The organism is Pseudomonas frederiksbergensis (assembly GCF_003732705.1).
Classification (GTDB): Bacteria; Pseudomonadota; Gammaproteobacteria; order Pseudomonadales; family Pseudomonadaceae; genus Aquipseudomonas; species Aquipseudomonas frederiksbergensis_F.
In genome coordinates this window covers 47,575-72,629 of record NZ_MOBR01000004.1, presented here as the reverse complement: position 1 = coordinate 72,629, position 25,055 = coordinate 47,575, and the positions used below count along the sequence as shown (strand labels likewise).

Here is a 25,055-nt window from a genome sequence, read left to right as displayed (position 1 = left end):
TATTGGCTGAGCAACGCATCCGCCAGAACACGGAAGTCACCTTGCACTTTGCATTGCGCCTGGAGAACGGCGACACGGTCGACAGCACCTTCGACAAAGCCCCGGCGACCTTCAAGGTCGGCGACGGCAACCTGTTGCCAGGTTTCGAAGCGGCGCTGTTCGGCTTCAAGGCGGGCGACAAACGTACGCTGACCATTGCGCCGGAAAACGCTTTTGGCCAGCCCAACCCGCAAAACGTGCAGATCATCCCGCGTTCGCAGTTCAAGGACATGGACCTGTCGCCGGGTTTGCTGGTGATCTTCAACGATGCGGCCAATACTGAATTGCCCGGTATCGTGAAAGAATTCGATGACGACCAGGTCACCATCGACTTCAATCACCCGCTGGCTGGCAAGACATTGACCTTTGACGTCGAGATCATCAGCGTCGTAGGGCTTTAACTCGTAGGAGCATAGCTTGCTCGCGATGGCGTCATCACATTCAACATCAATGTTGACTGACACACCGCCATCGCGAGCAAGCTTTGCTCCTACAAGGTTGTAATGATCTAACTTCTTGCGCGCAAGACACGAGGCACAGCATGCAAATCAAACTCGCCAACCCCCGTGGCTTCTGCGCCGGCGTGGACCGGGCGATCGAAATCGTCAACCGCGCCCTGGAAGTCTTCGGGCCGCCGATCTATGTGCGCCACGAAGTGGTCCACAACAAATTCGTCGTCGAAGACCTGCGTTCCCGCGGGGCGATCTTCGTTGAGGAACTGGATCAGGTGCCGGACGACGTCATCGTGATCTTCAGTGCCCACGGCGTTTCCCAGGCCGTGCGCACCGAAGCGGCTGGCCGAGGCCTGAAGGTGTTCGACGCCACCTGCCCGCTGGTGACCAAAGTGCACATCGAAGTCGCGCGCTACAGCCGTGACGGTCGTGAATGCATCCTGATCGGCCACGCCGGTCACCCGGAAGTCGAAGGCACCATGGGCCAGTACGATGGCACCAATGGCGGCGCGATTTACCTGGTTGAGGACGAAAAAGACGTCGCCACGCTGCAAGTGCACAACCCCGACAAACTGGCGTTCGTGACCCAGACCACCCTGTCCATGGACGACACCAGCCGCGTTATTGACGCCCTGCGTGCGCGCTTCCCGGCCATCGGTGGTCCGCGCAAGGACGACATCTGCTACGCCACGCAAAACCGCCAGGACGCGGTCAAGCAACTGGCCGACGAATGCGACGTGGTGCTGGTGGTCGGCAGCCCGAACAGCTCCAACTCCAATCGCCTGCGGGAACTGGCCGAACGCATGGCTACCCCGGCCTACCTGATCGACGGTGCCGAAGACCTGCAAAAGAGCTGGTTCGATGGCGTCGAGCGTATCGGCATCACCGCTGGCGCCTCCGCACCTGAAGTACTGGTGCGTGGTGTGATCCAGCAGTTGCAGGCCTGGGGCGCTACCGGTGCCGATGAACTGTCCGGTCGCGAGGAGAACATCACGTTCTCCATGCCTAAAGAATTGCGCGTGCGCTCTTTGCTTTAAATCTTTTCTCCTGCGCACACAGCGCCTGTTCGACCTTCTGGTTTTGCAGGCGCACACGGCCGGACCGGGCCAGTACCACTTGTAGATGGCTGACCGGTTCGCGAGCCGCGCAGAGGTGCAATGTTCCCGCTTGAAAGGCTCCCCCCGGCGTCAACGGTTGGCCTAGATGGCTGAAGCGTACATACCGCTGAACATGCCAATTGCCGACAATCGGTACTCGAGCACCACTCGCGCGCTCGACCAGCAGCGGATTAGTGCTGTCCTCCGGTCCTTTGCCACTGATATCCAGAATAATCCGCCAACCCTGGCTCCAGTCCCCGTCAATGCCGTGAATGACCACGTTCTGGTTATGCGTAAGCGCTGCGGTCCGGGCATTACGTATGCCACTGATCAGCGACTGCGCTGCCACCTCCCGATGGTTCGATTCAGTCAGCGCGACGAACGCCGGACTGACCAACAGCAGAACAATCCCGGTAATTGCCAGTCCCACAAGCAGTTCGATCAGGCTGAAGCCTCGCTGATGCATGTTTTTCCCTCCGTGGAACGGTGCGGTTCGCGCAATCCATGCGCGAGTAATGGCAAAACAACCGTACATCTGCCGGTCGAATGTTCTAGCGTGTAGAAGCAGGTATAGCCGACGGCAACGGAGGGCACCGATGGATCATCGTACAAAAGGTTTCACGCTGGTCGAGGTGCTGATCACGCTCGCGGTTTTTCTGGTTTTGATCACGATGGCGGTGCCGATGTTTACCCGTTCGGTGCAAGGCACCCGGGCCGATACCGAGATTGGCGACCTGCAACGCGCGCTTAATTTCGCCCGGCTGGAGGCCATCGACCGGGGCATTACCACGCGACTGCGGCCGACCGCCGGCGGCAGCGTCTGGACCGGGGAGTTGACGGTCTACGACGGTACTGGCAATCCAGCCAATGTATTGCGGGTTGTTCCAGCGCTGAGCACCGGTGCGACTCTAGCGCTAACCTCAGGAGTGACCGCCATCGATTTCAACAATCTGGGTGGTTTGTCGTCCCCGTCCACGGCGGTGGTGATCACGTATAGCCTGGGGGCGCAAAGCAGGACGCTGAATGTGTGTTTGAACGGACGGATTCTATTGGGTGGAAATTGCGGATGAGGGAACGGAGCAGGCGAGCACAGGAGGGCATGACGCTGATCGAGGTATTGGTCGCGTTGTTGATTCTGACCGTGGGGCTGTTGGGGGCGGCGGCGATTCAGCTCAATGCGCTCAAGTACACCGACAGCGCGCGGATGACCAGCCAGGCGAGTTTTATCGCCTACGACATGATGGATCGCATCCGCGCCAACTCCGGTGCCGATTACACCGTCACGCCTCCAACGTCACCTAACCTGAGCGTCGCCCGGGACCAGGACCTCTACGATTTCACCACCAATATCATCAACTTCGGCGGTGCCACCGCCACCGGTAGCGTGGCGCTGAATCAGCGGGTCTACACCATCACCATCAACTGGGATGATTCTCGAGCCGCCAAGGCTGCCAATTCACGCCGCAGCTTTGTCCTGACCAGTCGTGCCGCCGTCGATCCGGTGGCGACACCATGAAGCACTCCAACCGAGGTTTCGGCCTGATCGAATTGCTGATCGCCCTGGCATTGAGCCTGATCGTTGTGCTGGGTGTGGCGCAGGTGTTCATCTCGGCCAAGAACACCTACGTCAGCCAGAACACCGCCGCCGGGATGCAGGAAGATGCGCGGTTCGTGTTGAGCAAGATGATTCAGGAAATTCGTATGGTGGGCATGTTTGGTTGTTTGGGGACGGTGACGGATGCCAGTTCTACCAGCGACTTCAATGCCAGTCAGATCGCGCCGATCAGTTGGGATAACGCCAATCTCAAACTCACCCTGGTGACGGCGGACGTAGGCAGCAACGGCGGTACGCCCACCTGGACCGTGCTTTCCGACTGTCGAAACAGCGCGACGGCCTATACGGACTTACGGACCCCGGCCTCCGGGCAAATGGCTTTTCCGATTCGTCGGTTGATTTACAGCTTCAGCAACAACCAGCTGTTGATGGGATCCGGACATGGCACGCCAACTCAGGCGGTGCTGGTCAATAACGTCAGCGCATTCGGGGTGTTGTTCGGCGTGGCCACGAGCACCAGTGATGTGGTGGCGTCCAGTTACACCGCCAATCCAGCCAATCCCGCGTTGATACGCAGTGTGCGCCTGACCCTGACGCTATTCGATCCAAACAATCGCGTGCGCAACCAAACCTTCACCGTCGTTGCCGCTTTGCGCAACCGGCTTCAGTAGGTGAGTGCCGGATGAGAACCCAGACAAACAAACCAAAAAACCAACAGGGAATGGCCTTGTTGATCAGCCTGGTGTTTCTATTGCTGCTGACCCTGATTGGCATTTCATCCATGCAGAACGCGACCCTCCAGGAAAAAATGGCTGGCAGCGTGACACTGCGTAATCAATCCTTCCAATTGGCCGAGGCGACTTTGCGCATGGGTGAAAGTGCCGTGCAACTGCCGGCCTACACGCTGGCGGTGTGCGGCACCACGGCTCAATGCGCGCCGCCAGTGGAATCGGCAACGGTGTCCGGCGCGGGGCTCAATTCCTCGTCGGGGGTCAACTGGGTCGCTGCCGGTGGCGGGTTTTACGGGGTGCAGAACATCGGCACCACGCTGACTGCCGTGAATGTGCCAAGCAACACTTCGGCAACGCTGTACCGGATCACGGCAGTCGGCATCGTCGGCAACAACGTTCGTAGTGTGGTGGAGAGCATCTATGCCAAGTATTGATGCTCGCGGTGGCTGGCGCCGACGATGGGCGCAGATGCTTTTCGGCGCGTTGCTGAGCCTGTACCTGATGGCGCCGGCCTATGCCTTCGCGCCATCGGACTCACCGTTGCTGAGCGCCGCCGCAGTGCCGCCGAATGTGATGCTGCTGATCGACGACTCGGGCAGCATGAACACCATCATCTACGCGGCGGGATTCGATCCGACGGTCAATCGCACGCCGGCCCGGCAGTGCAACGCCTTTATCGGCCTGTGCCTGAGTTCTTCGGACATCGTCGGCAGTTCGATCTTCCTCTCCAGCCTGCCGACGTCCGGTTGCTCCGGTGGCGCCTACGCGTTCTACAACAACAGCCTGACCCCGCAATGCATCAAGCTCCCGGATCCTGTCGGCAATGAAAATACCCGCTACACCGACGACTACCTCTCGTACCTGGTGGGATTGGCAAACGGCAGTAACCGGGATTTTACAAACGGCTCGATTCCCAACGATTACCGCATCAACGTGGCGCGCAACGTCTCTACCTCATTGGTCGCCAGCAACCGCGGCTTGCGGATCGGTCTGGCGACGTTCAATCCGCCTACCAGCAACAACTCCGCCAATGGCGGCTATATCGCGCGTTCCGTCAGCGACCTGGCGGTCGTCACGGGCAGCGTGACCCAAGCCCAGGCGGACACCAACTACAACGCCCTGATCAGCGCAATTAACGGGCTTGGCGCGGTGGCCAACACGCCGCTGGCCGAAACCTACTACGAAATCACCCGGTACTTTCGCGGCATGGCGCCGTACTACAACTCGACGCCGACGACCTACACCAGCCCGATCCAATACCGCTGCCAGAAGAACTACGGCGTGGCGATCACCGACGGCTTGCCGACCTACGACCGAACGTTTCCGACCAACGATCCGCTGGGCGGCTCGCATTTGCCCAACTGGGACGGCATCAATAACGACGGTAATAATCTCGGTGGCGATGACGAGGGTGACACCCTCTACCTGGACGACATCGCCAAGTTCGCCTTCGACATCGACATGCGTTCGACCGGTACGGATCTGGCGGGCAAAAACTGGAGCGCCGCGGATTTCCCCAAGCAGTACATGAACACTTACACCGTGGGCTTTACCTCGGCCAACCAGATGTTGTCGGATGCCGCCGCCTACGGCCAGGGCCTGTATTACCAGGCGAACGACGCCGCCGGCCTGAACACGGCGCTGTCTTCGGCATTGAGCAACATTACCTCCAAGGCTGGCTCGGGCGGTGGCGGTGTCACCAGCAGCAGTACGTTGAGCAGCGGGTCGAGTTACTTCCAGACCACTTACGACCCCAAGGACTGGCGCGGGACAATCAAGGCCTTCGGTTTCACGAGCAGCGGCGCGGTCAACACTGCGGCGGTGTTATGGACTACCGACACGGCCATCGTGCCCGGCGCCACCGCGCCGATCTATCAGTCCTGGAACACCCTGACCAACGCTGCGATAACCCTGGCCTACAGCAACTTTTCTCCGGCCCAGCAAACATCCCTCGGCCTGAGTCTGCCCACCGGGATTGTCGGCAATGATCTGGTGGAGTGGAGCAAGGGCACCAACAAGGCCGGGCTAAAAGTGCGTACGGTGTTGCTGGGCGACATCATCAACTCGCCCCTCGCGTCGGCCTCTCCGGCGGACCAGACTGCGTCGGACCTGGTGGGCGATTCCACCTACACCACCTATCTGGCGACCAAAGCCGCCAACATGAGCGCCAGCCTGGTGGTCAACGCCAACGACGGCTTCCTTAATGTCATCAACGCTGCCAACGGTGCCCGGCGTTATGCCTACATGCCGTCCAGCGTGTTGCCGTCGTTGCGCTACATTGCCGATCCCACCTACATCAACGGCGTGAGCCACAAGTTTTTGGTGGACGGTCAGGTCGGTGTGTTCGATGCCCAACTCGGTACTGCGTGGAAAACCCTGGCGCTGGGCGGGGTAGGGGCGGGCGGCAGAACTTTTTACGCGGTGCAATTGTTCGACGCATCGGCGGGTAATGTTTTCAAGGCGTTGTGGGAATTCAGCGCACCGGCCACGGCAAACACGGCGAACGTTTTCAATGATCTGGGTTATGCCTACGCTCGCCCCGAAGTGGCACGCTTGGCCGATGGGCGCTGGGCGGCGTTCATTTCCAATGGCTACGGAAGCAATTCGGGTGTGGCGGCGTTGTATGTGGTGGATATTCGTGACGGCTCGTTGATCAAGAAAATTGTCGTCGACAGTACGGAAACCACCAATGGTCTGTCCTCGGTAAAGCTTAAGGTCAACTCGCAGAACGTAGTGCAGGCCGCTTATGGTGGCGACTTGAAGGGACGTCTGTGGAAGTTTGACCTGAGCGGTGCCACGACCGACACCTGGGGTGTAGCGTTTTCAGGCAAACCGTTGTTCACGACCCCGGGTGGCGCCACGCAACCGATTACCGCGCAACCACTGCTGGCGGACAATTCCCTGGGCGGCAAGCAAGTGTTTTTCGGCACCGGGAAATTCAATGAGACGGCGGATAAGACCAACAAGGACCTTCAGGCGTTTTACTCAGTGTGGGATGCCGATGGTGGGGCCGGCCAGATTACCGTGGCGAGTTTGCAGGCCCAGTCGGTGACGGGGGTGACCACCGGCAGTGCCGGCGGGCAGTTCATCACCACGAGCCAGAATGACACGACCTACCCGACCGAGAAGGGCTGGTACCTGCCGCTGGTGTACAACAACGTGCTGACCGGTGAGCGGGTGATCAATCAGGCAAACCTGCTGGCCGGACGGGTCTTGTTTACCACTGCCAGCGTCGACACCACCGACCCGTGCGCCAGTTTCGGCACCGGCAAACTGGTCGAACTGGATGCGTTCAACGGTAAGATGCTCAACTATGCGCTGCTCGACACCACTGGCGACGGGGTGGTCGATAGCGCGGATTCGATCTCCAGCGGGGTGATTTTCACCGGGGGGATTCCGACGCTGAATGCAATCGTCAACAATGGGGCTCGTCTGATCGTGAACGACTCCAGTGGCAATGTCAGTTCCCTGGTGGGAAAAACCGGCGGTGGCGGCAGCCGTCGCATCATGTGGCGACAAATACAGTAAGTGAGAGTTGAGGCAATGCGCAGATCCAACCGAGGTTTTACCCTGATCGAAATCATGATCGTGATTGCGATCATCGGGATCATCATCACCATTGGCTATCCGAGCCTCACCGAATATGTGAAAAAAGGCCGGCGCACCGAAGTCGCCGGGCTGCTTACCGAGCAGGCGCAGATTCTTGAGCGGTTCTATTCCAAGAACAATGCGTATACCGCCGCCATCCCAGCCGTCTTGAGTACGGGTACCGATTTCTACACCCTCACCCCGACCATCACCGATCAGACCTTCCTGCTGACGGCAGTGCGCAAGCCCGGTTCCTCCATGGCGACTGACAAGTGCGGGGATTTCACCATTACCAACACCGGCGTCAGAAACATGGTTAACGCCACGGCCACCACCAAGGATTGCTGGGGCCGCTGAGTTTCTTTTTCGGGCGCCTTTTGCGCCCTCTGTCTATTGAACGGTTGGATCAGAACATGAGCAGGCAACAGCAAGTGGTGATTGTCGGCGGCGGGGTGATTGGCCTGCTGACCGCGTTCAATCTCGCGTCCGAAGTGCAGAGCGTTGTGTTGCTGGATCGCTCGAACGTTGGCCAGGAGTCCTCCTGGGCCGGCGGAGGCATTGTTTCGCCGCTTTACCCGTGGCGTTACAGCCCGGCGGTCACGGCGCTGGCTCACTGGTCCCAGGATTTTTATCCACAGCTGGGCGCGCGGCTGTTTGCTGCCACCGGTGTCGACCCTGAAGTGCATACCACTGGGCTGTACTGGCTGGATCTGGATGACGAGGCCGAAGCGCTTGCCTGGGCCAAACGGGAAAACCGTCCGTTGCGGGCTGTGGATATCTCGGCGGCCCATGACGCGGTGCCCGTGCTGGGTGGTGGTTTTTCCCGGGCGATCTACATGGCCGATGTGGCCAATGTGCGGAATCCGCGGCTGGTCAAGTCCCTGAAAGCGGCGCTGTTGGCCCTGCCGAACGTGACGATCCATGAGCAGTGTGAAGTCAGCGGGTTTATCCGTGAAGGCGACACGGTGGTCGGAGTGCAGACGTCTACGGGCGCTATTCACGGCGATCAGGTGGTCCTGACGGCGGGCGCCTGGAGCGGTGATCTGCTCAAGAGTCTCGGGTTGGAGCTGCCAGTCGAACCGGTCAAAGGGCAGATGATTCTCTACAAGTGCGCGGCGGACTTTTTGCCGAGCATGGTGCTGGCCAAGGGGCGCTATGCGATCCCGCGGCGTGACGGGCATATCCTGATCGGCAGTACGCTGGAGCACGAAGGATTCGACAAGACCCCGACCGAGTCGGCGCTGGAAAGCCTGAAAGCCTCGGCCGTGGAGTTGATTCCGGCGTTGGCCGATGCCGAGGTGGTGGGGCACTGGGCCGGTTTGCGGCCGGGTTCGCCGGAAGGCATCCCGTATATCGGCCGGGTGCCGGGTTTCGCCGGTCTCTGGCTCAACTGCGGGCATTACCGCAATGGGCTGGTGCTGGCGCCGGCGTCGTGTCAGTTGTTTGCGGATGTGATGCTGGGCAGGGCGCCGATTATTGATCCGGCGCCGTATGCGCCAGAGGGGCGGATTTAACCGCAGAGTTTTCCGCGCCTGTCAGATTGTCTTCGCGAGCAGGCTCGCTCCCACAGGGTTCAGCGATGAACACATAATCTGAGAACACCTCAGATCAACTGTGGGAGCGAGCCTGCTCGCGAAGGGGCCTTCAATCCAGGCCTAACTTCTTGAGCCTGTAGCGCATCGATCGAAACGACAAATTCAACCGCTGTGCCGCTGCCGTGCGGTTCCAGCGGGTTTCCTCCAAAGCCTGGAGGATGAGTTTGCGCTCGACGTTTTCCAGATAATCTTCCAGATTGTCGATCCGCGTCAGGTCCGGCACGCCCGTTTCAGCGGCGCAGTTGCCTTCGGCCAGGCGCAAGTCGCCAGCTTCGATTTGTTTGTTCTCGCACAAGGTGTGAGCACGCTCGAGCATGTTCTCCAGTTCCCGCACATTGCCCGGGAAGCGGTAGCCTTTCAGCGCTTCAAGGGCTTGCGGGTGCAGTTTGGTGGCGGGGTGGCCAGTGCCGGCCGCCAGTCGCTTGAGCACATGACTGGCCAGTGTCTCGATATCGTCCCGGCGTTCGCGCAAGGGCGGGACACGCAGCTCGATCACGTTGAGCCGGTAGTACAAATCCTGGCGAAAACGTTCGGCGCTGACTTCCGCGTCGAGGTCTTTGTGGGTGGCGCAGAGGATGCGCACATCGACCACGATTTCCTGCTGGCCGCCGACGCTACGCACGGCTTTTTCCTGAATCGCCCGCAGCAGTTTGACCTGCATCGCCAGCGGCAAATCCGCTACTTCGTCGAGGAATAACGTGCCGCCATGGGCTGCCTGGAACAATCCGGGTTTGTCTTCGATGGCACCGCTGAAACTGCCCTTGCGATGGCCGAAGAATTCGCTTTCCATCAATTCCGACGGTATCGCCCCGCAGTTGACCGGTACGAAAGGCCGGTTGGCGCGTGGGCCTTGTTCGTGGATCAGGCGGGCGACCAACTCCTTGCCGCTGCCGGATTCGCCACTGATGTACACCGGGGCCTGGCTGCGGGCCAGTTTGTCTATTTGCTTGCGCAGGCTGCGCATCGGCAGTGAATCGCCCAGCAACCGGCGATCGATGGCGGTACCGGCGCCACCCGGAGCAGGCAGGCGCAAGGCGCTGGTGACCAGCTCCCGCAAGCGGGCGAGGTCCACCGGTTTGGTCAGGAAATCGAAGGCGCCGGCCTTGAGGGCGTTGATGGCGGTTTCCAGGCTGCCATAGGCCGTGATCATGGCCACCGGCACTTGGGGATAACGTTGCTGGATGTGTTGCACCAGTTCCAGACCCGTGCCATCGGGCAGGCGCATGTCGGTCAGGCACAGATCGAATGTTTCCCGGCCCAGCAGGGCCTGGGCTTCGCCGAGGTTGCGGGCACTGAAAGTGTCGAGTTTCATCCGTCCCAGGGTGATTTCCAGGAGTTCGCGGATATCCGGTTCGTCGTCGACGATCAGGACTTTTTGCCGTGGGCTCATGTTCAACTTTGTTTCCGTCCGTGTGCAAAGGTGATGCGAAAGCAGCCGCCGCCTTGGCGTGGTTTGAAGTCTAGGCGGGCCTGGTTGCTTTCGCACAGCTCACGGGACAGATAAAGCCCCAGGCCAGTGCCTTGGCTACTGGTGGTGAAGAAGGGTTCGAACAAATGGGCCTGCTGGTCCGGCGCCACACCGGGGCCGTTGTCCAGCACTTCGAGGACCGGCAGCTGGCTGTCAGCGTCGACAAACAGCTCCAGCCAGACCTCGGCGGTTTCATGGGTCAAGCCGCTGTGACGCCAGGCATTGCGCAATAAGTTGTCGAGAACCTGCGTCAACTGATTCGGGTCCATCAGCGTTTTGAAGTAGCCCATGCCGATGCGCAGGTGAATCTGCTGGCGTTCGGTCGCGGCCTCACGGGTTTCGGCGACGAACTGCTCGAGCCACGGCTTCAGATCGAGTCGTTGCGGGGTGGTTTGCTGGCGGCGGGACAGTTGCAGGACGTTTTCGATAACCCGATTCATTCTCTGAGAGTGGTCTTGGATAATCTGGGTCAGACGCCGATCCGCGCCGTTCAGTTCCTCGGATTCCTGCAGCAACTGCGCGGCATGACTAACGGCGCCCAGCGGATTGCGGATCTCGTGGGCGATACCGGCGGTCAAGCGACCCAGGGCAGCGAGTTTCAGTTGCTGCGCCTGCTGGGCGATCTGGGCGAGGTCTTCAAGAAAGATCAGGGTCTGATGGTGCGGGCTTTGGTCCAGGGCAATGAAGCTCGGTTGCAGCTCCAGGCCGGAACGGGCGATTTTCAGGCTTTGCGGTCGCAAGGTCGGGTTGTTGAGCCACAGTTGCAGGCGTTCAACCAAGGTCGGTGAGTAATCATCGATCAACTCGCCGTCGAGACGTTCCTGACCCAGCAGGGACAGGGCGCTGTGGTTGGCCAGTTGCACCCGCCGCTGGTCGTCGAGTACCAGAATGCCGGTGCGCATGCGTTGCAGGATCAGTGCGTTGAGCGCCTCCAGGCCGATGACTTCACTGGCCCGCTGCTCGGCCAGGTGTTCGCTGACTTCCAGGCGCCGGATCAACCCCTGCACCAGCAACGCCGCAGCAAAACACAGGGCGCCAAGGGTGCCGGCTTGCAGGTAGTCGCTGGGGCTGGTGGGGCGGGAGAAGCTCTGCAGGAAACTCAAACCGACGATGCCCAGGGCTGCGACCGCGGCAATCAACAGGCCGATCCGCCCGCGCAACAGGGTGTTGCCGATGGCCACCGACACGATCAATAAATTGCCAATGGCGCTGGCCACACCGCCAGCGGCGTAGAACAGACCGCATAGCAGCAAGACGTCGACCAGCGTCAGGCTGAACAATTGCGCCGGACGCCGGGTGTTCTCCAGGAACACCACCAACAAGATGTTCAGCACCAGGTACAACCAACTGCCGCTGCGCAGCAGGTCGTTATTGGCGAACGTCAGCAGCTGGTTGTCCATGTTGCTGGAGATCAACAGCACCAAGGTGATGCCGACGCTTAAACGGTAAAGATGATAGAGGCGCAGCAGTCGCTGGGCCTGTTTGCTGCCGGGGCTGGAAGCCTCAGCGATCACTGGAGCCCGGGCCTTGCTCAAGGTGAGCCTGGCTGCAATACCACTGTTGTTGAAGGCTCAGCGCACGATCACGGGGCAGGTGCACGCCGCAGTGGGCACAGCGAACCATTGGCGCCGCTTCCAGTTCGGCATTGGGCCGGGAGACGGAAGCCGAACCCTTGAACTTGCGCCAAAACCATACCGCTGCGGCAATCAGGGCGATCCAGAACAGTAAACGAACCATGGTGGGCTGCTTTTCGAATGATGATCAGGCAGTTTAGCCAAGGACATGTCAGGCGCACAGCGTAATAAATCGCGACAATAAAAAAGGGAGACTCGAGAGTCTCCCTTTTTGCACAGCCTGTGGTGTCAGTCGAACACACCGAAGGTCATGTAGCTGAACCACGAACGGTCGCTGTTGTTGCCTTCCGCTTCGTGTTGCTCTTCTTCGATCACGTCGCCGTTGCTGTCTCTAGGCTTGAGATCGTTCGGAATCGCGTCTTTGGCGTCCTGGAATTGCTTCTGCACGTCCTGGTTGGCGCGGGTTTCACCCGGCGGCAGCGGCGGACGGGATTCGATCAGGCCCAAGGTGGCCTTGCTCAGCCACGAACGGTTGTCCGCTTCGTCGACCGATGGCTTGAACTGACCGTCCACCAGGCTTGGGTGGTTCGGGTAGTTGAGCTTCAGGGTTTCGAGGCTGGTGTTGGCCAGTTCGTCCAGGTGCAGGCGCTGGTAGGCCTCGACCATCACCGCCAGACCGTCACCGACCGATGGGGTTTCCTGGAAGTTTTCCACCACATAACGACCACGGTTCGCGGCGGCGACATAGGCCTGACGGGTCAGGTAGTAGTCGGCAACGTGAATCTCGTAGGAGGCCAGTAGGTTGCGCAGGTAAATCATGCGCTGCTTGGCATCCGGCGAGTAGCGGCTGTTCGGGTAGCGGCTGGTGAGCTGGGCGAACTCGTTGTACGAGTCGCGGGCAGCGCCCGGGTCACGCTTGGTCATGTCCAGCGGCAGGAAGCGCGCCAGCAGGCCGACGTCCTGGTCAAAGGAAGTCAGACCCTTGAGGTAATACGCGTAATCCACGTTCGGATGCTGTGGGTGCAAACGAATGAAACGCTCGGCGGCAGACTTCGCAGCCTCAGGCTCGGCGTTCTTGTAGTTGGCGTAGATGAGCTCGAGTTGAGCCTGATCAGCATAGCGCCCGAACGGATAACGCGACTCCAGCGCCTTCAGCTTGGCTGTGGCGGCGGTGTAGCTATTGTTGTCCAGATCGTGCTGAGCCTGCTGGTACAGCTCGACTTCGCTCAGGTTTTCGTCTACGACTTCCTTCGATGAGCAAGCAGCGGTCAATGCGAGGATGGCGATCAGCAGCAGGTGTTTCACTTGCATGGCGGCTTGCGTCCCTATGACGGCCGCTGTCTTGGGCGGGGCCGTCCTGTTATGATGAGCGCCCCGTTGAATAGCCTCGGGGCAAAAGACGCCGTATTTAACCACAAGCGCGCAGCCGAAACCAAAGGCTGTGCCGACGCCTAGTCTGAGCATGTCCGATAAAATTGAACTTCGCGCAGAGGTGCCGTCCGAATTGGGCGGCCAACGCCTCGATCAAGTCGCCGCACAATTATTCGCTGAGCACTCGCGCTCGCGCCTTTCCGCCTGGATCAAAGACGGCCGCCTGACTGTGGATGGGGCGGTTATCCGCCCGCGAGACATTGTTCATGGTGGTGCCATTCTTGAACTCACTGCCGAGCAGGAAGCTCAGGGCGAATGGATCGCTCAGGACATTGAGCTGGACATCGTCTACGAAGATGACGACATCCTGGTCATCAACAAGCCAGCGGGCCTGGTGGTGCATCCGGCTGCCGGTCACGCTGACGGCACCTTGCTCAACGCCTTGCTGCACCATGTGCCGGACATTATCAATGTGCCCCGCGCCGGTATCGTGCATCGCCTGGACAAGGACACCACCGGTCTGATGGTGGTGGCCAAGACCATTCAAGCGCAGACGCAGCTGGTTACACAGTTGCAGAGCCGCAGCGTCAGCCGGATCTACGAGTGCATCGTGATCGGCGTGGTAACGGCCGGTGGCAAGATCAACGCGCCGATCGGTCGTCACGGCCAGCAACGCCAGCGCATGGCGGTGATGGAAGGCGGCAAGCAAGCCGTCAGCCACTACCGCGTGCTCGAACGTTTCCGCTCCCACACGCATGTGCGGGTGAAGCTGGAAACCGGTCGTACGCACCAGATTCGTGTGCACATGGCCCACATCAACTACCCGTTGGTCGGAGATCCTGCCTACGGCGGTCGTTTCCGCATCCCGCCGGCAGCCAGTGTGACCATGGTCGAATCGTTGAAGGCTTTCCCGCGTCAGGCCCTGCATGCGCGGTTCCTGGAGCTGGATCATCCGACCACCGGTAAACGCATGAGCTGGGAATCACCACTTCCGGACGATTTCGTCTGGTTGCTGACCCTGCTCAAGCAAGACCGTGAGGCGTTCATCGGATGAGTGACTGGCTGATTCCCGACTGGCCTGCGCCTGCCGGGGTGAAAGCCTGCGTTACCACCCGTGCGGGCGGCGTCAGTCTGGCGCCGTTCGACAGCCTCAATCTCGGCGATCACGTCGACGACAGTCCCGAAGCTGTGGCCGAAAATCGCCGTCGCCTCACCGATCATTTCTCTATTCAACCGGCCTGGCTGCAACAGGTTCACGGCATTGTCGTGGCCCACGCAGACCCCAGTCAGGTAGCCACTGCCGACGCCAGTTGGACGCAAACACCCGGTATCGCCTGCGCGGCGATGACGGCCGACTGCCTGCCCGCGTTGTTTTGCGACCGTGCCGGCACTCGCGTGGCCGCCGCCCATGCCGGTTGGCGAGGGTTGGCCGCGGGGGTACTCGAAGCGACGCTCGACAGCCTGGCGGTGCCACCGCAAGAAGTGCTGGTCTGGCTCGGTCCGGCCATTGGCCCGCAAGCCTTCGAAGTCGGCCCGGAAGTTCGGGAAGTCTTTATCCAGCAACTGCCTGAAGCGGCAAAAGCCTTTGTCCCGAGTCAGAATGCCGGCAAGTTCATGGCCGACATTTATGAGCTGGCGCGTTTGCGTCTGGCTGCGCGCGGTGTCACCGCTGTTTATGGTGGCGGTTTCTGTACCGTGACCGATCCGCGCTTCTTTTCTTACCGCCGCAGTCCGCGCACGGGTCGGTTTGCCTCCCTTGTCTGGCTCGAACGCTAGACTTGCCTGATCTACATCAACTGTTTGCCGCTTGAAACTCCCAGAATCGACCGCATCTAGTGAGGTATCTGGCAGGTTTCTTCACTCAGGATGGTTTTTTAGGTCCGGCCTGCTCAAAAGGAAGGTGACCCATGCGTATAGACCGTTTAACCAGCAAATTGCAGTTAGCTCTATCCGACGCCCAATCTCTGGCTGTCGGCCTCGATCATCCGGGCATTGAACCGGCGCACTTGATGCAAGCCATGCTTGAACAACAGGGTGGTTCGATCAAACCCCTGTTGATGCAAGTAGGCTTTGACGTCAACAGCCTGCGCAAAGAGCTGACCAAAGAGCTCGATCAACTGCCGAAAATCCAGAACCCGACCGGCGACGTGAACATGTCGCAGGATTTGGCGCGTCTGCTCAACCAGGCCGATCGTCTGGCCCAGCAGAAGGGCGATCAGTTTATCTCCAGCGAATTGGTGTTGCTCGCCGCCATGGACGACAACAGCAAGCTCGGCAAGCTGCTGCTCGGCCAGGGTGTGAGCAAGAAAGCCCTGGAAAACGCGATCAACAACCTGCGTGGTGGCGAAGCGGTCAACGACGCCAACCACGAGGAGTCGCGTCAGGCGTTGGATAAGTACACCGTCGACCTGACCAAGCGTGCCGAAGAAGGCAAGCTGGATCCGGTGATCGGCCGTGACGACGAAATTCGCCGCACCATTCAGGTCCTGCAACGCCGCACCAAGAACAACCCGGTGCTGATCGGTGAGCCTGGCGTGGGTAAAACCGCCATCGCCGAAGGCCTGGCCCAGCGCATCATCAACGGCGAAGTGCCGGATGGCCTCAAGGGCAAGCGCCTGTTGTCCCTGGACATGGGCTCGCTGATTGCCGGTGCCAAGTACCGTGGCGAGTTTGAAGAACGCCTCAAATCCCTGCTTAACGAGCTGTCGAAGCAAGAAGGGCAGATCATTCTGTTCATCGACGAGCTGCACACCATGGTCGGCGCCGGTAAAGGCGAAGGCTCGATGGATGCGGGCAACATGCTCAAGCCGGCCCTGGCCCGTGGCGAGCTGCACTGCGTCGGCGCAACCACGCTCAACGAGTACCGCCAATATATAGAGAAGGACGCAGCGCTCGAGCGACGTTTCCAGAAAGTACTGGTGGAAGAGCCGAGCGAAGAAGACACCATCGCCATCCTGCGTGGCCTCAAAGAGCGTTATGAGGTTCACCACAAGGTCGCGATCACCGATGGCGCGATCATCGCCGCGGCCAAGCTCAGTCATCGCTACATCACCGATCGTCAGTTGCCGGACAAGGCCATCGACCTGATCGACGAAGCCGCCAGCCGCATCCGCATGGAGATTGATTCCAAGCCGGAAGTGCTGGACCGCTTGGAGCGTCGTCTGATTCAACTGAAAGTGGAATCCCAGGCGCTCAAAAAAGAAAGCGACGACGCGGCGAAGAAACGCCTGGAAAAACTCCAGGAAGAAATTGTCCGCCACGAGCGTGAGTACTCGGACCTCGAAGAAATCTGGAACGCGGAGAAAGCCGAAGTCCAGGGCTCGGCGCAGATCCAGCAGAAAATCGAACAGTCCCGTCAGGAACTGGAAGCCGCACGTCGCAAAGGCGACCTGAACCGCATGGCCGAGCTGCAATACGGGATCATCCCGGATCTGGAGCGCAGCCTGCAAATGGTCGACCAGCACGGCAAGAGCGAAAATCAGTTGCTGCGCAGCAAGGTGACTGAAGAAGAGATCGCGGAAGTCGTGTCGAAGTGGACCGGCATTCCCGTGTCGAAAATGCTCGAAGGCGAGCGCGACAAGCTGATGAAGATGGAAAGCCTGTTGCACCAACGTGTGATCGGCCAGAACGAGGCTGTGATTGCGGTTTCCAACGCGGTGCGACGTTCCCGTGCCGGGTTGTCCGACCCGAATCGCCCGAGCGGCTCGTTCATGTTCCTCGGCCCGACCGGCGTCGGTAAAACAGAGCTGTGCAAGGCGCTGGCCGAATTCCTCTTTGATACGGAAGAGGCGATGATCCGCATCGATATGTCCGAGTTCATGGAAAAACATTCCGTGGCCCGGTTGATCGGCGCGCCACCAGGCTACGTGGGCTATGAAGAGGGCGGTTACCTGACTGAGGCAGTGCGTCGCAAGCCTTACTCGGTGATCCTCCTGGACGAGGTCGAGAAGGCCCATCCGGACGTGTTCAACATCTTGCTGCAAGTGCTGGAAGATGGCCGATTGACCGACAGTCATGGCCGTACGGTGGATTTCAAGAACACCGTGATCGTCATGACCTCTAACCTCGGCTCGGTACAGATCCAGGAACTGGTCGGTGATCGTGAGGCGCAACGCGCGGCGGTGATGGATGCGATTTCTACGCACTTCCGGCCGGAGTTCATCAACCGGGTTGACGAAGTGGTGATTTTCGAGCCGTTGGCCCGGGATCAGATTGCCGGCATCACCGAGATCCAGTTGGGTCGTCTGCGCAGTCGCCTGACCGAGCGCGAACTGAAACTGGAGCTCAGCCCTGAGGCGATGGATAAGTTGATCGCTGTCGGTTACGACCCGGTCTACGGCGCACGGCCGCTCAAACGAGCGATTCAGCGCTGGATCGAAAACCCGCTGGCGCAACTGATTCTGTCCGGTCGTTTCATGCCGGGCGAGACCGCTGTTGGCAAAGTGGAAAACGACGAAATCGTTTTTGACTGAGTCGTAATGCCAGTGAAATAAACAAGGCCTCGCATTGCGAGGCCTTTTTTTCGCCAGGCTGTTGAACTGAAAGGAAAAGGCTTGTAAAGTGCGCCCCGCAGTAAGTCACCCGGAAGGGTTTCTGCTCCCCAAGCAGAAATCTGAAATAAGTTGCAAATCATTAACTTGAATGCAATTTAGGGGGTTGACAGAGGTGCTTAAGATTGTAGAATAGCGCGCCTCAGACACACGAACGCAGCGATGCGAACGGGTCGAAGAGATGCAGCAAGCTTCACCGTTGTAAATTGAAATATGTAGTTCCGTGATAGCTCAGTCGGTAGAGCAAATGACTGTTAATCATTGGGTCCCAGGTTCGAGTCCTGGTCACGGAGCCAATTTCAAACCGGGGTATAGCGCAGTCCGGTAGCGCGCCTGCTTTGGGAGCAGGATGTCAGGAGTTCGAATCCCCTTACCCCGACCATTTTTGGGTCGTTAGCTCAGTTGGTAGAGCAGTTGGCTTTTAACCAATTGGTCGTAGGTTCGAATCCCACACGACCCACCATTTTTGAAACCAGTTAACACTGGGATCAGATCTTAAGATCAGAGGCCAAAAGCGCTGATCGAAGAAGAAGGCGACTTGTATAGGTCGCCTTTTTTTTACCGGGGTATAGCGCAGTCCGGTAGCGCGCCTGCTTTGGGAGCAGGATGTCAGGAGTTCGAATCCCCTTACCCCGACCATATTAAAAATCCTCGTATCGAAAGATACGGGGATTTTTTTTGTCTTCGAAAAAGTGCAGTTCGGCTTCAAGTCATCATACAACTTGCCGATAACGAGCCAACGGAGCGCGCACAGCGCGTCCATCTCCAGCCATAAAAAGAAAAGGCGCTCGTTATGTTTCTTCGTCAGCTGAATATTGCTCCCCGTGCTGCACTGGGTTTTGCCCTGATCGCAGTGCTGGTGGCGTTGCTCGGGGTGTTCGCACTGGGGCAGATGTCGAGCATTCGTGACAGTGAGGTGGCGGTTGAAAGCCAATGGTTGCCGAGCATCCGTGGCGGCGATGAGATTCGCGAGATCATGCTGCGCATCCGCACCATCTCCCTGCGCATGGCTCTGGACCAGGACCCGAAGAACATCGCCCAGTACCGCAGCCAGATGGACACCCGGGACAAGGAGCTGAGCGACAAGATTGCTGCCTATGACAAATTGGTCAACACCGCAGAAGGCAAGCAGTTGTATGACCAGTTCAAGGGTACGTTCGCCGCTTACCGCTCGGGTATCGCCCAATCGTTCACCCTGGCGGAACAAGGCCGTCGCGATGAGCTGACCAAACTGCTGCTGGTGGACATGAAAACCGTGGTCGATGGTTCCGGCAAACAACTGACTGACCTGGCGGATCTGTTCACCAAGCAAGTCGCCGCCGAAAGCCAGAAGTCCGCCGCGCATTACGAAACCTCGCGCACCATCGTCAGCCTGTTTATCGCCCTGGCGGCACTGGCCACCGTCGGCCTGGCGATGTTGCTGACCCGCAGCATCGTGCGTCCACTGAATGAAGCGGTGAATGCAGCAGAAAACGTGGCCCGGGGCGATCTCACCAACCCCATCGAAACCCACGGCAGTGATGAAGTCAGCCGTTTGCTCAAGGCGCTGGCGACCATGCAGCAGAACTTGCGCGAAACCCTGCAAGGCATCAGCGGCTCGGCCACCCAACTGGCCACGGCGGCCGATGAATTGAATGCTGTGACCCTCGACAGCACCCAGGGTCTGCAACAGCAGAACAATGAGATCGAACAGGCCGCGACGGCAGTCAACGAGATGACCACCGCTGTGGAAGAAGTCGCACGTAATGCGGTGTCGACGTCCGACGCCACGCGCCAGTCCAGTGAATCTGCGCACTTGGGCCAAGAGCGAGTCAGCGAAACCGCCAGTGCCATCAGCGCCCTCGCCAACGATGTGCAGCACACCGGGGAGTTGGTGCAGTCCCTGGCCAATCAATCCCAGGACATCGGCAAGGTGCTGGACGTGATTCGCGCCATTGCTGAGCAAACCAATCTGTTGGCACTCAACGCGGCGATTGAAGCGGCGCGGGCGGGGGAGAGCGGTCGCGGGTTTGCGGTGGTAGCCGATGAAGTACGGGCGCTGGCCCATCGCACCCAGCAATCGACCCAGGAAATCGAACAAATGGTCCAGGGCATGCGCAGCGGTTCGACCCTGGCGCTGGACTCCATGCAGGCCAGCGCCTCCCGTGCCGCCAGCACACTGATCCTGGCCGAGCGCGCCGGCGAGGCGTTGCAGACCATCACCGCATCGGTGCATGAGATTCACGAGCGAAACCTGGTGATCGCCAGCGCCGCCGAAGAACAGGCGCAAGTGGCCCGGGAAGTCGATCGCAACCTGGTGAACATCCGCGACCTGTCAGTGCGTTCCGCCGCGGGTGCCGATCAGACCAGCGCCTCCAGCCACGAACTGTCCAAACTGGCCAATGCCCTGCAAGGCATGGTGCAGCGCTTCCGGGTGTAAATCAGTCAGGCACAAAAAAGCCGCGCTTCCTCTCGGGAATGCGCGGCTTGTTTGTGCTGAGGCTTAGGCGCCGTCTTGGTCTTTCAGGTGTTCGAACAGACCTTTTGGCATTTTCTTGCCGTTGGCTTCGAAGTTGGCTTTCACGTTGTTGTAAGCCTCTTGCTCGTCGATGAAACCGTCATGGTTGGTGTCGATCTTGTCGAAGTTGGACTTCGGCGCGACAGCCTGGAACTCGGCGCGGGAGACTTTGCCGTCGCCATCGGTGTCGGTCTTGGCCATCGACGCATCGCCGCATTTGCCTTCGCCACACTTGCCTTCGGGGGTTTTCACCACTTGCTCGGCCGAGGCCAGCAGGTAACCCTGAGTCAGTGGTTGGGCGGCGAATACGGAACCGGTCAACATCATGCCGCCAGCCAAAACAGCGCCGAGCAGACCGATAGTGTTTTTAGTGGTACGGGACATTTGAAATCTCCTGGGTTGCACGACACAACCGCTCGATAAAGGATGCCGCGTAGTGCGGCGTTGACCGAAGCAGGCGGTGCCTTGCTCGGGTGTGGCCATTTAACGGGGCGGGTGTATCGCTTCTGTGTCGTGCAAGGGGGGAGTTTGTAAGCGAAGGGGCGAAATCGCGGGGCGGGATACAGTGAGACACATAAGTGTTTATGGATGAGACCGAGGGGCTCCATTCGCGGGCAAGCCTCGCTCCTACAGATATCACCAACCTGTAGGAGCGAGGCTTGCCCGCGAAGAGGCCCTGACAGCCGCCGAAAATCTTAATGCAGCTTCAGACGCGGTTCAGTCCCACGCCCAATCTTGCTCCCCAGCATCAACATCGCCGTGCGAAACGCGCCGTACAACGCCATCTGGTGCATCCGGTACAGCGACACATAAAACATCCGCGCCAGCCAACCTTCCAGCATCACGCTGCCGGTGAGGTTGCCCATCAAGTTACCCACAGCCGAAAAACGCGACAGCGAGATCAGTGAGCCGTAGTCGGTGTACTTGTATTCCGGCAACGCCTTGCCTTCGATCCGCAGCTTCAAGGATTTGGCCAGCAACGATGCTTGTTGATGCGCAGCCTGGGCGCGCGGCGGTACGTTGCGGTCGGTGCCCGGTTGCGGGCAGGCGGCGCAGTCACCGAAGGCGAAGATATTTTCGTCGCGGGTGGTTTGCAGGGTCGGCAGCACTTGCAGCTGATTGATGCGGTTGGTTTCCAGGCCATCGATGTCCTTGAGGAAACCCGGTGCACGAATCCCGGCGGCCCAGACTTTCAGGCTGGCATTGATCACTTTGCCATCGGCGGTAATCAGGCTTTCGGCTGTGACTTCACTGACCGCTGCATTGGTCATCACGTTGACCCCGAGTTTCTCCAGGGTTTTATGCACAGGCCCGCCGATGCGTTCCGGCAGGGCTGGCAGCACCCGTGGCCCGGCTTCGATCAGGGTGATGTGCATGTTTTCCGGTTTGATCCGGTCCAGGCCATAGGCCGCCAGTTCATGGGCAGCGTTGTGCAGTTCCGCTGCCAATTCGACACCGGTGGCGCCAGCACCGACGATGGCCACGCTGATTTGCTCAACCACATCGGTTTGCCCGGCATGGGCGCGCAGGTAGTGGTTGAGCAGTTGCTGGTGGAAACGCTCGGCTTGTTTGCGGGTGTCGAGGAACAGGCAATGCTGCGCCGCGCCCTGGGTGCCGAAATCGTTGGTGGTGCTGCCGACCGCGATCACCAGCGAGTCGTAACCCACTTCGCGCGCGGGGACCAATTCAATGCCGGCTTCGTCGTAGGTCGCCGCCAACTGGATTTTTTTCGCTGCACGGTCGAGCCCGCTCATGCGCCCCAGCTGGAACTCGAAGTGGTTCCATTTCGCCTGGGCAACATAGTTGAGTTCGTCTTCGGAGGAGTTCAGCGACCCGGCCGCCACTTCGTGCAACAGCGGTTTCCAGATGTGGGTCAGGTTCGCGTCGACCAACATCACACTGGCCGTGCCACGTTTGCCCAGAGTCTTACCCAGACGGGTAGCCAACTCCAGACCGCCGGCGCCGCCGCCAACGATGACAATACGATGAGTCATAGGGATATCTCGCAAGGCTAAAAGAAATCGGTGCGATTACCCGAGCGAGCGCAAGGCAGCTCATAGCGTCAGGTAACCGATAAGGCGGCTGAGCAAGCCCAAACCAATGGTCACTGCCAGCACCAGCACCAGGAGCATCCACGGCCGGAAAGGCCGGCGCTCGACTCGGTGTTGGGACAAGTGCAGGTACTCTTCGACATGCTTCTGGTCGTCGGGGTTCAGGCGGCTGGTCATATTGGGCCTCGTCAGGGGTAGACGTTGCTGAATGTGTAGAAGCTACAGGCTGATTTAACGAACGTTGAACGGAGCATAGCCGCTGTCGGGGATCGGCTCGACGCTCACCGTATCGTCCAGTCGAATGATTCCACTTTGTAACACTCGGGCGGTGATTCCGCCATGTCCGCGCACGGCCTGAAAAGTCCCGGGGCCGAGGTTGTTTTGCAGGCGTGCGCAAGGTTGGCACCAGCCCGTGGTTTCGAAAACCGCCTGGCCGATCTTGAAGCGCCGGCCCTTGAGGCTGAACAGGTTGATGCCGCTGATCACCAGGTTGCGGCGCAATTCACCCGGTAACACCGGCTTATCGTCCGGGCGGCCCATCAGCGAACTGATCACCGCCAGATGCTCCCACTGAATCAGCGTCACCTGCCGCATATTGCGTACGCCGGGGCGGGCCTTGTCGCCAGTCAAACCGGCTTCGAGTCGCGCTTCCACGACGTCCAGTTCAATCATCGGCACATGGGACGCGGGGCGCACGCCAATCCAGCGTACACGGCCAATTTGCGGGACTTCGGCCATCAATTCCTGCAACGGACTCACAGGCTGATCCCGACGTCGAAGACGATGCTGCGACCGAGGTTGCTGCGCAGGAAATCCGGCGCGTCCGGGTGGGCGAACAGCACCCGGGCGAAGGTCGGCCCGACCAGTGATAACGAGCGCCAACCCTGGCGCAAGTATTCGGTGGGTGGCGGGAAATGGCTGTTGAGGTCTAACACTTCGCGCTTGAGACTGGCGAAGGCGATGATGTCCAGTTCTCCCAAATCCATGCCGCGTTCTTTGTAGTTGTGGGCTTTTTTGCGCAGGGTCGGCGCCAGTCGCAGCAGGAATTCATTGGCCGGAATGCGTCGGGGCTTGGCCTCGCGACGCACCAGCGAACTGAGGGAAAACGCGCTGCGCCGTCGTTGCAATTCGTCGCGCCATTCGTCGTTGAGACGCCGGCCCTCGTCGAGGACGAAGAACACCTCGAAACTGGCATCGCGAAACAGCACGTCCGGCGGCTCCCCGGCGGGGGCGAACTCGTCGGCGCGATAGGGAATGTTCAGGCCTTGCAGCAGGCGCTGGCAGACCCAACGCTCACGCTCCCATTTGCGGGCATTGGACAGGAACGCGTTGGCTTGCTCGGCCGCGATGGTCAGCAGGCGTAAATAATCTGAGTCATCCATAGGCCCAAGCTTAGCGTTCAAATGCGACAAGCAGAAAGCTTTGCATCCACTGGAGCGACTTTTGCGCCGGTGTATGCTGGCAAGGAGCCGTAATCCAACAAGGAGTGTGTCGTGGTGTTCAAGGGGATGGCGTCATGATCGGCGCCGAGTTGCTGTCACCGCAGAGTCTGGCGGTCGGTTGGCTGATTTACGTACCCGCGCTGATCTGGGCGATCTGCCGTGCACCCTGGGTCGAGTTGTTCACCGACAGTCGCCGCCAGCATTTGCTGTTCGGCACGGTGTTCGCGCTGTTTATGTTGTGGCTGGTGCGACGGGATTTCGATACGGGCGTGTCGTATCACTTCATTGGCATGACCGCCGTCACGTTACTGCTGGACTGGCCGTTGGCAATTATCGGTGGGCTGGTGGCGCAGCTGGGGTTGGTGCTGCTCGGGCGCCAGGATCTGGCCGCTGTCGGGGTGAACGGCGCGTTGATTATCCTGCTGCCGGTATTGGTCACCGAATGCTGCGCGATCCTCGTCGAGCGTGCTCAACCGCGTAATCCCTTTGTGTATATCTTCGTTTCCGGGTTCTTTGCGGCGGCGCTGTCGGCATTGCTGTGCCTGCTGCTGGCGCTGACGTTGCTGTGGTTCGATGAACGTTTCGCGATGCCGTACTGGCTGGAAGATTTTGTCGGCTATTTGTGGCTGCTGATTTTCCCCGAGGCGTTTATCAACGGCATGATCATCAGTGCGCTGGTGGTGTTCAGTCCCGAATGGCTGGAGACGTTCAACCGCACCCGTTACCTTTCGGCGCCCTGGAAAGACGACGATCCCAAGTCTTGATCCACATCAAATCGGTTAGGTGCTCGCGAACTCATGCTCGGCAAAACCTTCAGGAGCATCGAAATGAGTGTCTACGAGTGGGCAAGGCAGGAGTTGCGTCGAAGTCTGGATGTGGCGCAGGAAGTGGGGTTTGATCCGGGGTTGAGCCTGCGCGCCTTGCTCAGTGCGGTGGTGCAGCAGAGCAAGGCGGTGCGCAGTGTCGAGGATCTGGCGGATGAGTTGCAGTTTCTCGCCGAGAACCTCGATGACGGTCAGGACTACGGCTTTATGCGGCCCTGATC

At 59.6% G+C, this 25,055-nt stretch carries 25 protein-coding genes and 4 tRNA genes; 19 read left to right on the top strand and 10 right to left on the bottom strand.

Annotation, left to right across the window (positions count from 1 at the left end):
• Window positions 1–2: 2 nt before the first annotated feature.
• On the top strand, window positions 3–440 hold the full coding sequence (fkpB, locus tag BK667_RS02485) for an FKBP-type peptidyl-prolyl cis-trans isomerase (RefSeq protein ID WP_185058169.1): 438 nt from the start codon (window positions 3–5) through the stop codon (window positions 438–440).
• 140 nt (window positions 441–580) lie between these two features.
• Window positions 581–1,528: a 4-hydroxy-3-methylbut-2-enyl diphosphate reductase gene (ispH, locus tag BK667_RS02480; RefSeq protein ID WP_123514538.1), complete on the top strand. Its 948-nt coding sequence runs from the start codon at window positions 581–583 to the stop codon at window positions 1,526–1,528.
• On the opposite strand, the gene BK667_RS02475 is transcribed toward ispH, so the two are convergent.
• The gene (locus tag BK667_RS02475; RefSeq protein WP_123596708.1) at window positions 1,497–2,054 is read right to left on the bottom strand and encodes a GspH/FimT family pseudopilin; all 558 of its coding nucleotides are present in this window, start codon (window positions 2,052–2,054) and stop codon (window positions 1,497–1,499) included. The two genes, ispH and BK667_RS02475, sit on opposite strands and share 32 nt — an antisense overlap.
• Window positions 2,055–2,184: 130 nt before the next feature.
• Here BK667_RS02475 and BK667_RS02470 point away from each other — a divergent pair, with 130 nt between their 5' ends.
• From BK667_RS02470 to thiO, 7 genes are read left to right on the top strand one after another with little or no spacing between them, the layout of a single operon-like run.
• A complete protein-coding gene (locus BK667_RS02470) occupies window positions 2,185–2,658 on the top strand; it encodes a GspH/FimT family pseudopilin (RefSeq protein WP_123596707.1) in 474 nt (157 codons plus the stop codon).
• Window positions 2,655–3,104, top strand: a complete 450-nt coding sequence (gene pilV, locus BK667_RS02465) for a type IV pilus modification protein PilV (protein ID WP_123514544.1) — start codon at window positions 2,655–2,657, stop codon at window positions 3,102–3,104. Before BK667_RS02470 ends, pilV begins: the two co-directional genes overlap by 4 nt.
• The gene (locus tag BK667_RS02460; protein WP_123514546.1) at window positions 3,101–3,814 is read left to right on the top strand and encodes a PilW family protein; all 714 of its coding nucleotides are present in this window, start codon (window positions 3,101–3,103) and stop codon (window positions 3,812–3,814) included. The genes pilV and BK667_RS02460 overlap by 4 nt, the downstream gene beginning before the upstream one ends.
• A gap of 11 nt (window positions 3,815–3,825) precedes the next feature.
• Window positions 3,826–4,308 carry a pilus assembly PilX family protein gene (locus BK667_RS02455; RefSeq protein ID WP_123514548.1) on the top strand — a complete coding sequence of 161 codons (483 nt, stop codon included), beginning with the start codon at window positions 3,826–3,828 and terminating at the stop codon, window positions 4,306–4,308.
• Window positions 4,295–7,402, top strand: a complete 3,108-nt coding sequence (locus BK667_RS02450) for a pilus assembly protein (RefSeq protein WP_123596706.1) — start codon at window positions 4,295–4,297, stop codon at window positions 7,400–7,402. The genes BK667_RS02455 and BK667_RS02450 overlap by 14 nt, the downstream gene beginning before the upstream one ends.
• Window positions 7,403–7,417: 15 nt before the next feature.
• Window positions 7,418–7,819 carry a type IV pilin protein gene (locus BK667_RS02445; protein WP_123514552.1) on the top strand — a complete coding sequence of 134 codons (402 nt, stop codon included), beginning with the start codon at window positions 7,418–7,420 and terminating at the stop codon, window positions 7,817–7,819.
• 56 nt (window positions 7,820–7,875) lie between these two features.
• A complete protein-coding gene (gene thiO / locus BK667_RS02440; RefSeq protein ID WP_123596705.1) occupies window positions 7,876–8,976 on the top strand; it encodes a glycine oxidase ThiO in 1,101 nt (366 codons plus the stop codon).
• Window positions 8,977–9,106: 130 nt separating this feature from the next.
• On the opposite strand, the gene BK667_RS02435 is transcribed toward thiO, so the two are convergent.
• The 4 genes from BK667_RS02435 to BK667_RS02420 all read right to left on the bottom strand — a co-directional run bounded on the left by BK667_RS02435 (window position 9,107) and on the right by BK667_RS02420 (window position 13,410).
• The gene (locus tag BK667_RS02435) at window positions 9,107–10,447 is read right to left on the bottom strand and encodes a sigma-54-dependent transcriptional regulator (RefSeq protein WP_123596704.1); all 1,341 of its coding nucleotides are present in this window, start codon (window positions 10,445–10,447) and stop codon (window positions 9,107–9,109) included.
• Window positions 10,448–10,449: 2 nt separating this feature from the next.
• Window positions 10,450–12,039: a sensor histidine kinase gene (locus BK667_RS02430; protein ID WP_123596703.1), complete on the bottom strand. Its 1,590-nt coding sequence runs from the start codon at window positions 12,037–12,039 to the stop codon at window positions 10,450–10,452.
• Window positions 12,029–12,262 carry a PP0621 family protein gene (locus BK667_RS02425; protein ID WP_123514560.1) on the bottom strand — a complete coding sequence of 78 codons (234 nt, stop codon included), beginning with the start codon at window positions 12,260–12,262 and terminating at the stop codon, window positions 12,029–12,031. Before BK667_RS02425 ends, BK667_RS02430 begins: the two co-directional genes overlap by 11 nt.
• 125 nt (window positions 12,263–12,387) lie before the next feature.
• The gene (locus BK667_RS02420) at window positions 12,388–13,410 is read right to left on the bottom strand and encodes an outer membrane protein assembly factor BamD (protein ID WP_123514562.1); all 1,023 of its coding nucleotides are present in this window, start codon (window positions 13,408–13,410) and stop codon (window positions 12,388–12,390) included.
• Window positions 13,411–13,561: 151 nt separating this feature from the next.
• Between BK667_RS02420 and rluD the strand changes: the two genes are divergently transcribed.
• The 8 genes from rluD to BK667_RS02380 all read left to right on the top strand — a co-directional run bounded on the left by rluD (window position 13,562) and on the right by BK667_RS02380 (window position 20,439).
• Window positions 13,562–14,524, top strand: a complete 963-nt coding sequence (rluD, locus tag BK667_RS02415; RefSeq protein ID WP_007942311.1) for a 23S rRNA pseudouridine(1911/1915/1917) synthase RluD — start codon at window positions 13,562–13,564, stop codon at window positions 14,522–14,524.
• Complete coding sequence (gene pgeF, locus BK667_RS02410; protein WP_123596702.1) at window positions 14,521–15,246, top strand: peptidoglycan editing factor PgeF; 726 nt, start codon at window positions 14,521–14,523, stop codon at window positions 15,244–15,246. The genes rluD and pgeF overlap by 4 nt, the downstream gene beginning before the upstream one ends.
• Before the next feature lie 131 nt (window positions 15,247–15,377).
• Window positions 15,378–17,942, top strand: coding sequence for an ATP-dependent chaperone ClpB (gene clpB, locus BK667_RS02405; RefSeq protein ID WP_123404908.1), 2,565 nt, complete (start codon window positions 15,378–15,380; stop codon window positions 17,940–17,942).
• Window positions 17,943–18,240: 298 nt separating this feature from the next.
• A tRNA-Asn gene (locus BK667_RS02400) sits at window positions 18,241–18,316 on the top strand.
• A 9-nt stretch (window positions 18,317–18,325) separates the two neighbouring features.
• A tRNA-Pro gene (locus tag BK667_RS02395) sits at window positions 18,326–18,402 on the top strand.
• 5 nt (window positions 18,403–18,407) lie between these two features.
• Window positions 18,408–18,483, top strand: a tRNA-Lys gene (locus BK667_RS02390).
• Window positions 18,484–18,582: 99 nt separating this feature from the next.
• Window positions 18,583–18,659 (top strand) — tRNA-Pro (locus tag BK667_RS02385).
• A gap of 154 nt (window positions 18,660–18,813) precedes the next feature.
• The gene (locus tag BK667_RS02380) at window positions 18,814–20,439 is read left to right on the top strand and encodes a methyl-accepting chemotaxis protein (RefSeq protein WP_123596701.1); all 1,626 of its coding nucleotides are present in this window, start codon (window positions 18,814–18,816) and stop codon (window positions 20,437–20,439) included.
• Window positions 20,440–20,502: 63 nt separating this feature from the next.
• Here BK667_RS02380 and BK667_RS02375 read toward each other — a convergent pair whose 3' ends face one another.
• The 5 genes from BK667_RS02375 to BK667_RS02355 form a co-directional block, all read right to left on the bottom strand.
• Window positions 20,503–20,901, bottom strand: a complete 399-nt coding sequence (locus BK667_RS02375) for an HvfA family oxazolone/thioamide-modified RiPP metallophore (protein WP_123514568.1) — start codon at window positions 20,899–20,901, stop codon at window positions 20,503–20,505.
• A gap of 311 nt (window positions 20,902–21,212) precedes the next feature.
• Window positions 21,213–22,511, bottom strand: a complete 1,299-nt coding sequence (locus BK667_RS02370) for an NAD(P)/FAD-dependent oxidoreductase (RefSeq protein ID WP_123514570.1) — start codon at window positions 22,509–22,511, stop codon at window positions 21,213–21,215.
• A gap of 60 nt (window positions 22,512–22,571) precedes the next feature.
• Complete coding sequence (locus tag BK667_RS02365; RefSeq protein WP_054051322.1) at window positions 22,572–22,745, bottom strand: DUF3094 family protein; 174 nt, start codon at window positions 22,743–22,745, stop codon at window positions 22,572–22,574.
• A 54-nt stretch (window positions 22,746–22,799) separates the two neighbouring features.
• Window positions 22,800–23,327: an MOSC domain-containing protein gene (locus BK667_RS02360; protein ID WP_123514572.1), complete on the bottom strand. Its 528-nt coding sequence runs from the start codon at window positions 23,325–23,327 to the stop codon at window positions 22,800–22,802.
• On the bottom strand, window positions 23,324–23,950 hold the full coding sequence (locus tag BK667_RS02355) for a DUF1780 domain-containing protein (RefSeq protein ID WP_008154887.1): 627 nt from the start codon (window positions 23,948–23,950) through the stop codon (window positions 23,324–23,326). The genes BK667_RS02360 and BK667_RS02355 overlap by 4 nt, the downstream gene beginning before the upstream one ends.
• A gap of 134 nt (window positions 23,951–24,084) precedes the next feature.
• Between BK667_RS02355 and BK667_RS02350 the strand changes: the two genes are divergently transcribed.
• Window positions 24,085–24,774, top strand: a complete 690-nt coding sequence (locus BK667_RS02350; protein WP_123514574.1) for an energy-coupling factor ABC transporter permease — start codon at window positions 24,085–24,087, stop codon at window positions 24,772–24,774.
• A 63-nt stretch (window positions 24,775–24,837) separates the two neighbouring features.
• The gene (locus BK667_RS02345; RefSeq protein ID WP_123514576.1) at window positions 24,838–25,053 is read left to right on the top strand and encodes a hypothetical protein; all 216 of its coding nucleotides are present in this window, start codon (window positions 24,838–24,840) and stop codon (window positions 25,051–25,053) included.
• Window positions 25,054–25,055: the final 2 nt, after the last annotated feature.

What these genes read in the sequence shown, in the direction of transcription:
- BK667_RS02380 (WP_123596701.1), top strand. Translation starts at nt 18,814, where the DNA reads ATGTTTCTTCGTCAGCTGAATATTGCTCCCCGTGCTGCACTGGGTTTT.
- clpB (WP_123404908.1), top strand. Translation starts at nt 15,378, where the DNA reads ATGCGTATAGACCGTTTAACCAGCAAATTGCAGTTAGCTCTATCCGAC.
- BK667_RS02470 (WP_123596707.1), top strand. Translation starts at nt 2,185, where the DNA reads ATGGATCATCGTACAAAAGGTTTCACGCTGGTCGAGGTGCTGATCACG.
- BK667_RS02355 (WP_008154887.1), bottom strand. Translation starts at nt 23,950, where the DNA reads ATGGATGACTCAGATTATTTACGCCTGCTGACCATCGCGGCCGAGCAA.
- BK667_RS02375 (WP_123514568.1), bottom strand. Translation starts at nt 20,901, where the DNA reads ATGTCCCGTACCACTAAAAACACTATCGGTCTGCTCGGCGCTGTTTTG.
- BK667_RS02435 (WP_123596704.1), bottom strand. Translation starts at nt 10,447, where the DNA reads ATGAGCCCACGGCAAAAAGTCCTGATCGTCGACGACGAACCGGATATC.
- BK667_RS02420 (WP_123514562.1), bottom strand. Translation starts at nt 13,410, where the DNA reads ATGCAAGTGAAACACCTGCTGCTGATCGCCATCCTCGCATTGACCGCT.
- BK667_RS02345 (WP_123514576.1), top strand. Translation starts at nt 24,838, where the DNA reads ATGAGTGTCTACGAGTGGGCAAGGCAGGAGTTGCGTCGAAGTCTGGAT.
- BK667_RS02455 (WP_123514548.1), top strand. Translation starts at nt 3,826, where the DNA reads ATGAGAACCCAGACAAACAAACCAAAAAACCAACAGGGAATGGCCTTG.
- ispH (WP_123514538.1), top strand. Translation starts at nt 581, where the DNA reads ATGCAAATCAAACTCGCCAACCCCCGTGGCTTCTGCGCCGGCGTGGAC.
- BK667_RS02350 (WP_123514574.1), top strand. Translation starts at nt 24,085, where the DNA reads ATGATCGGCGCCGAGTTGCTGTCACCGCAGAGTCTGGCGGTCGGTTGG.
- BK667_RS02450 (WP_123596706.1), top strand. Translation starts at nt 4,295, where the DNA reads ATGCCAAGTATTGATGCTCGCGGTGGCTGGCGCCGACGATGGGCGCAG.
- rluD (WP_007942311.1), top strand. Translation starts at nt 13,562, where the DNA reads ATGTCCGATAAAATTGAACTTCGCGCAGAGGTGCCGTCCGAATTGGGC.
- pgeF (WP_123596702.1), top strand. Translation starts at nt 14,521, where the DNA reads ATGAGTGACTGGCTGATTCCCGACTGGCCTGCGCCTGCCGGGGTGAAA.
- BK667_RS02425 (WP_123514560.1), bottom strand. Translation starts at nt 12,262, where the DNA reads ATGGTTCGTTTACTGTTCTGGATCGCCCTGATTGCCGCAGCGGTATGG.
- BK667_RS02365 (WP_054051322.1), bottom strand. Translation starts at nt 22,745, where the DNA reads ATGACCAGCCGCCTGAACCCCGACGACCAGAAGCATGTCGAAGAGTAC.
- BK667_RS02475 (WP_123596708.1), bottom strand. Translation starts at nt 2,054, where the DNA reads ATGCATCAGCGAGGCTTCAGCCTGATCGAACTGCTTGTGGGACTGGCA.
- thiO (WP_123596705.1), top strand. Translation starts at nt 7,876, where the DNA reads ATGAGCAGGCAACAGCAAGTGGTGATTGTCGGCGGCGGGGTGATTGGC.
- BK667_RS02370 (WP_123514570.1), bottom strand. Translation starts at nt 22,511, where the DNA reads ATGACTCATCGTATTGTCATCGTTGGCGGCGGCGCCGGCGGTCTGGAG.
- BK667_RS02445 (WP_123514552.1), top strand. Translation starts at nt 7,418, where the DNA reads ATGCGCAGATCCAACCGAGGTTTTACCCTGATCGAAATCATGATCGTG.
- BK667_RS02460 (WP_123514546.1), top strand. Translation starts at nt 3,101, where the DNA reads ATGAAGCACTCCAACCGAGGTTTCGGCCTGATCGAATTGCTGATCGCC.
- pilV (WP_123514544.1), top strand. Translation starts at nt 2,655, where the DNA reads ATGAGGGAACGGAGCAGGCGAGCACAGGAGGGCATGACGCTGATCGAG.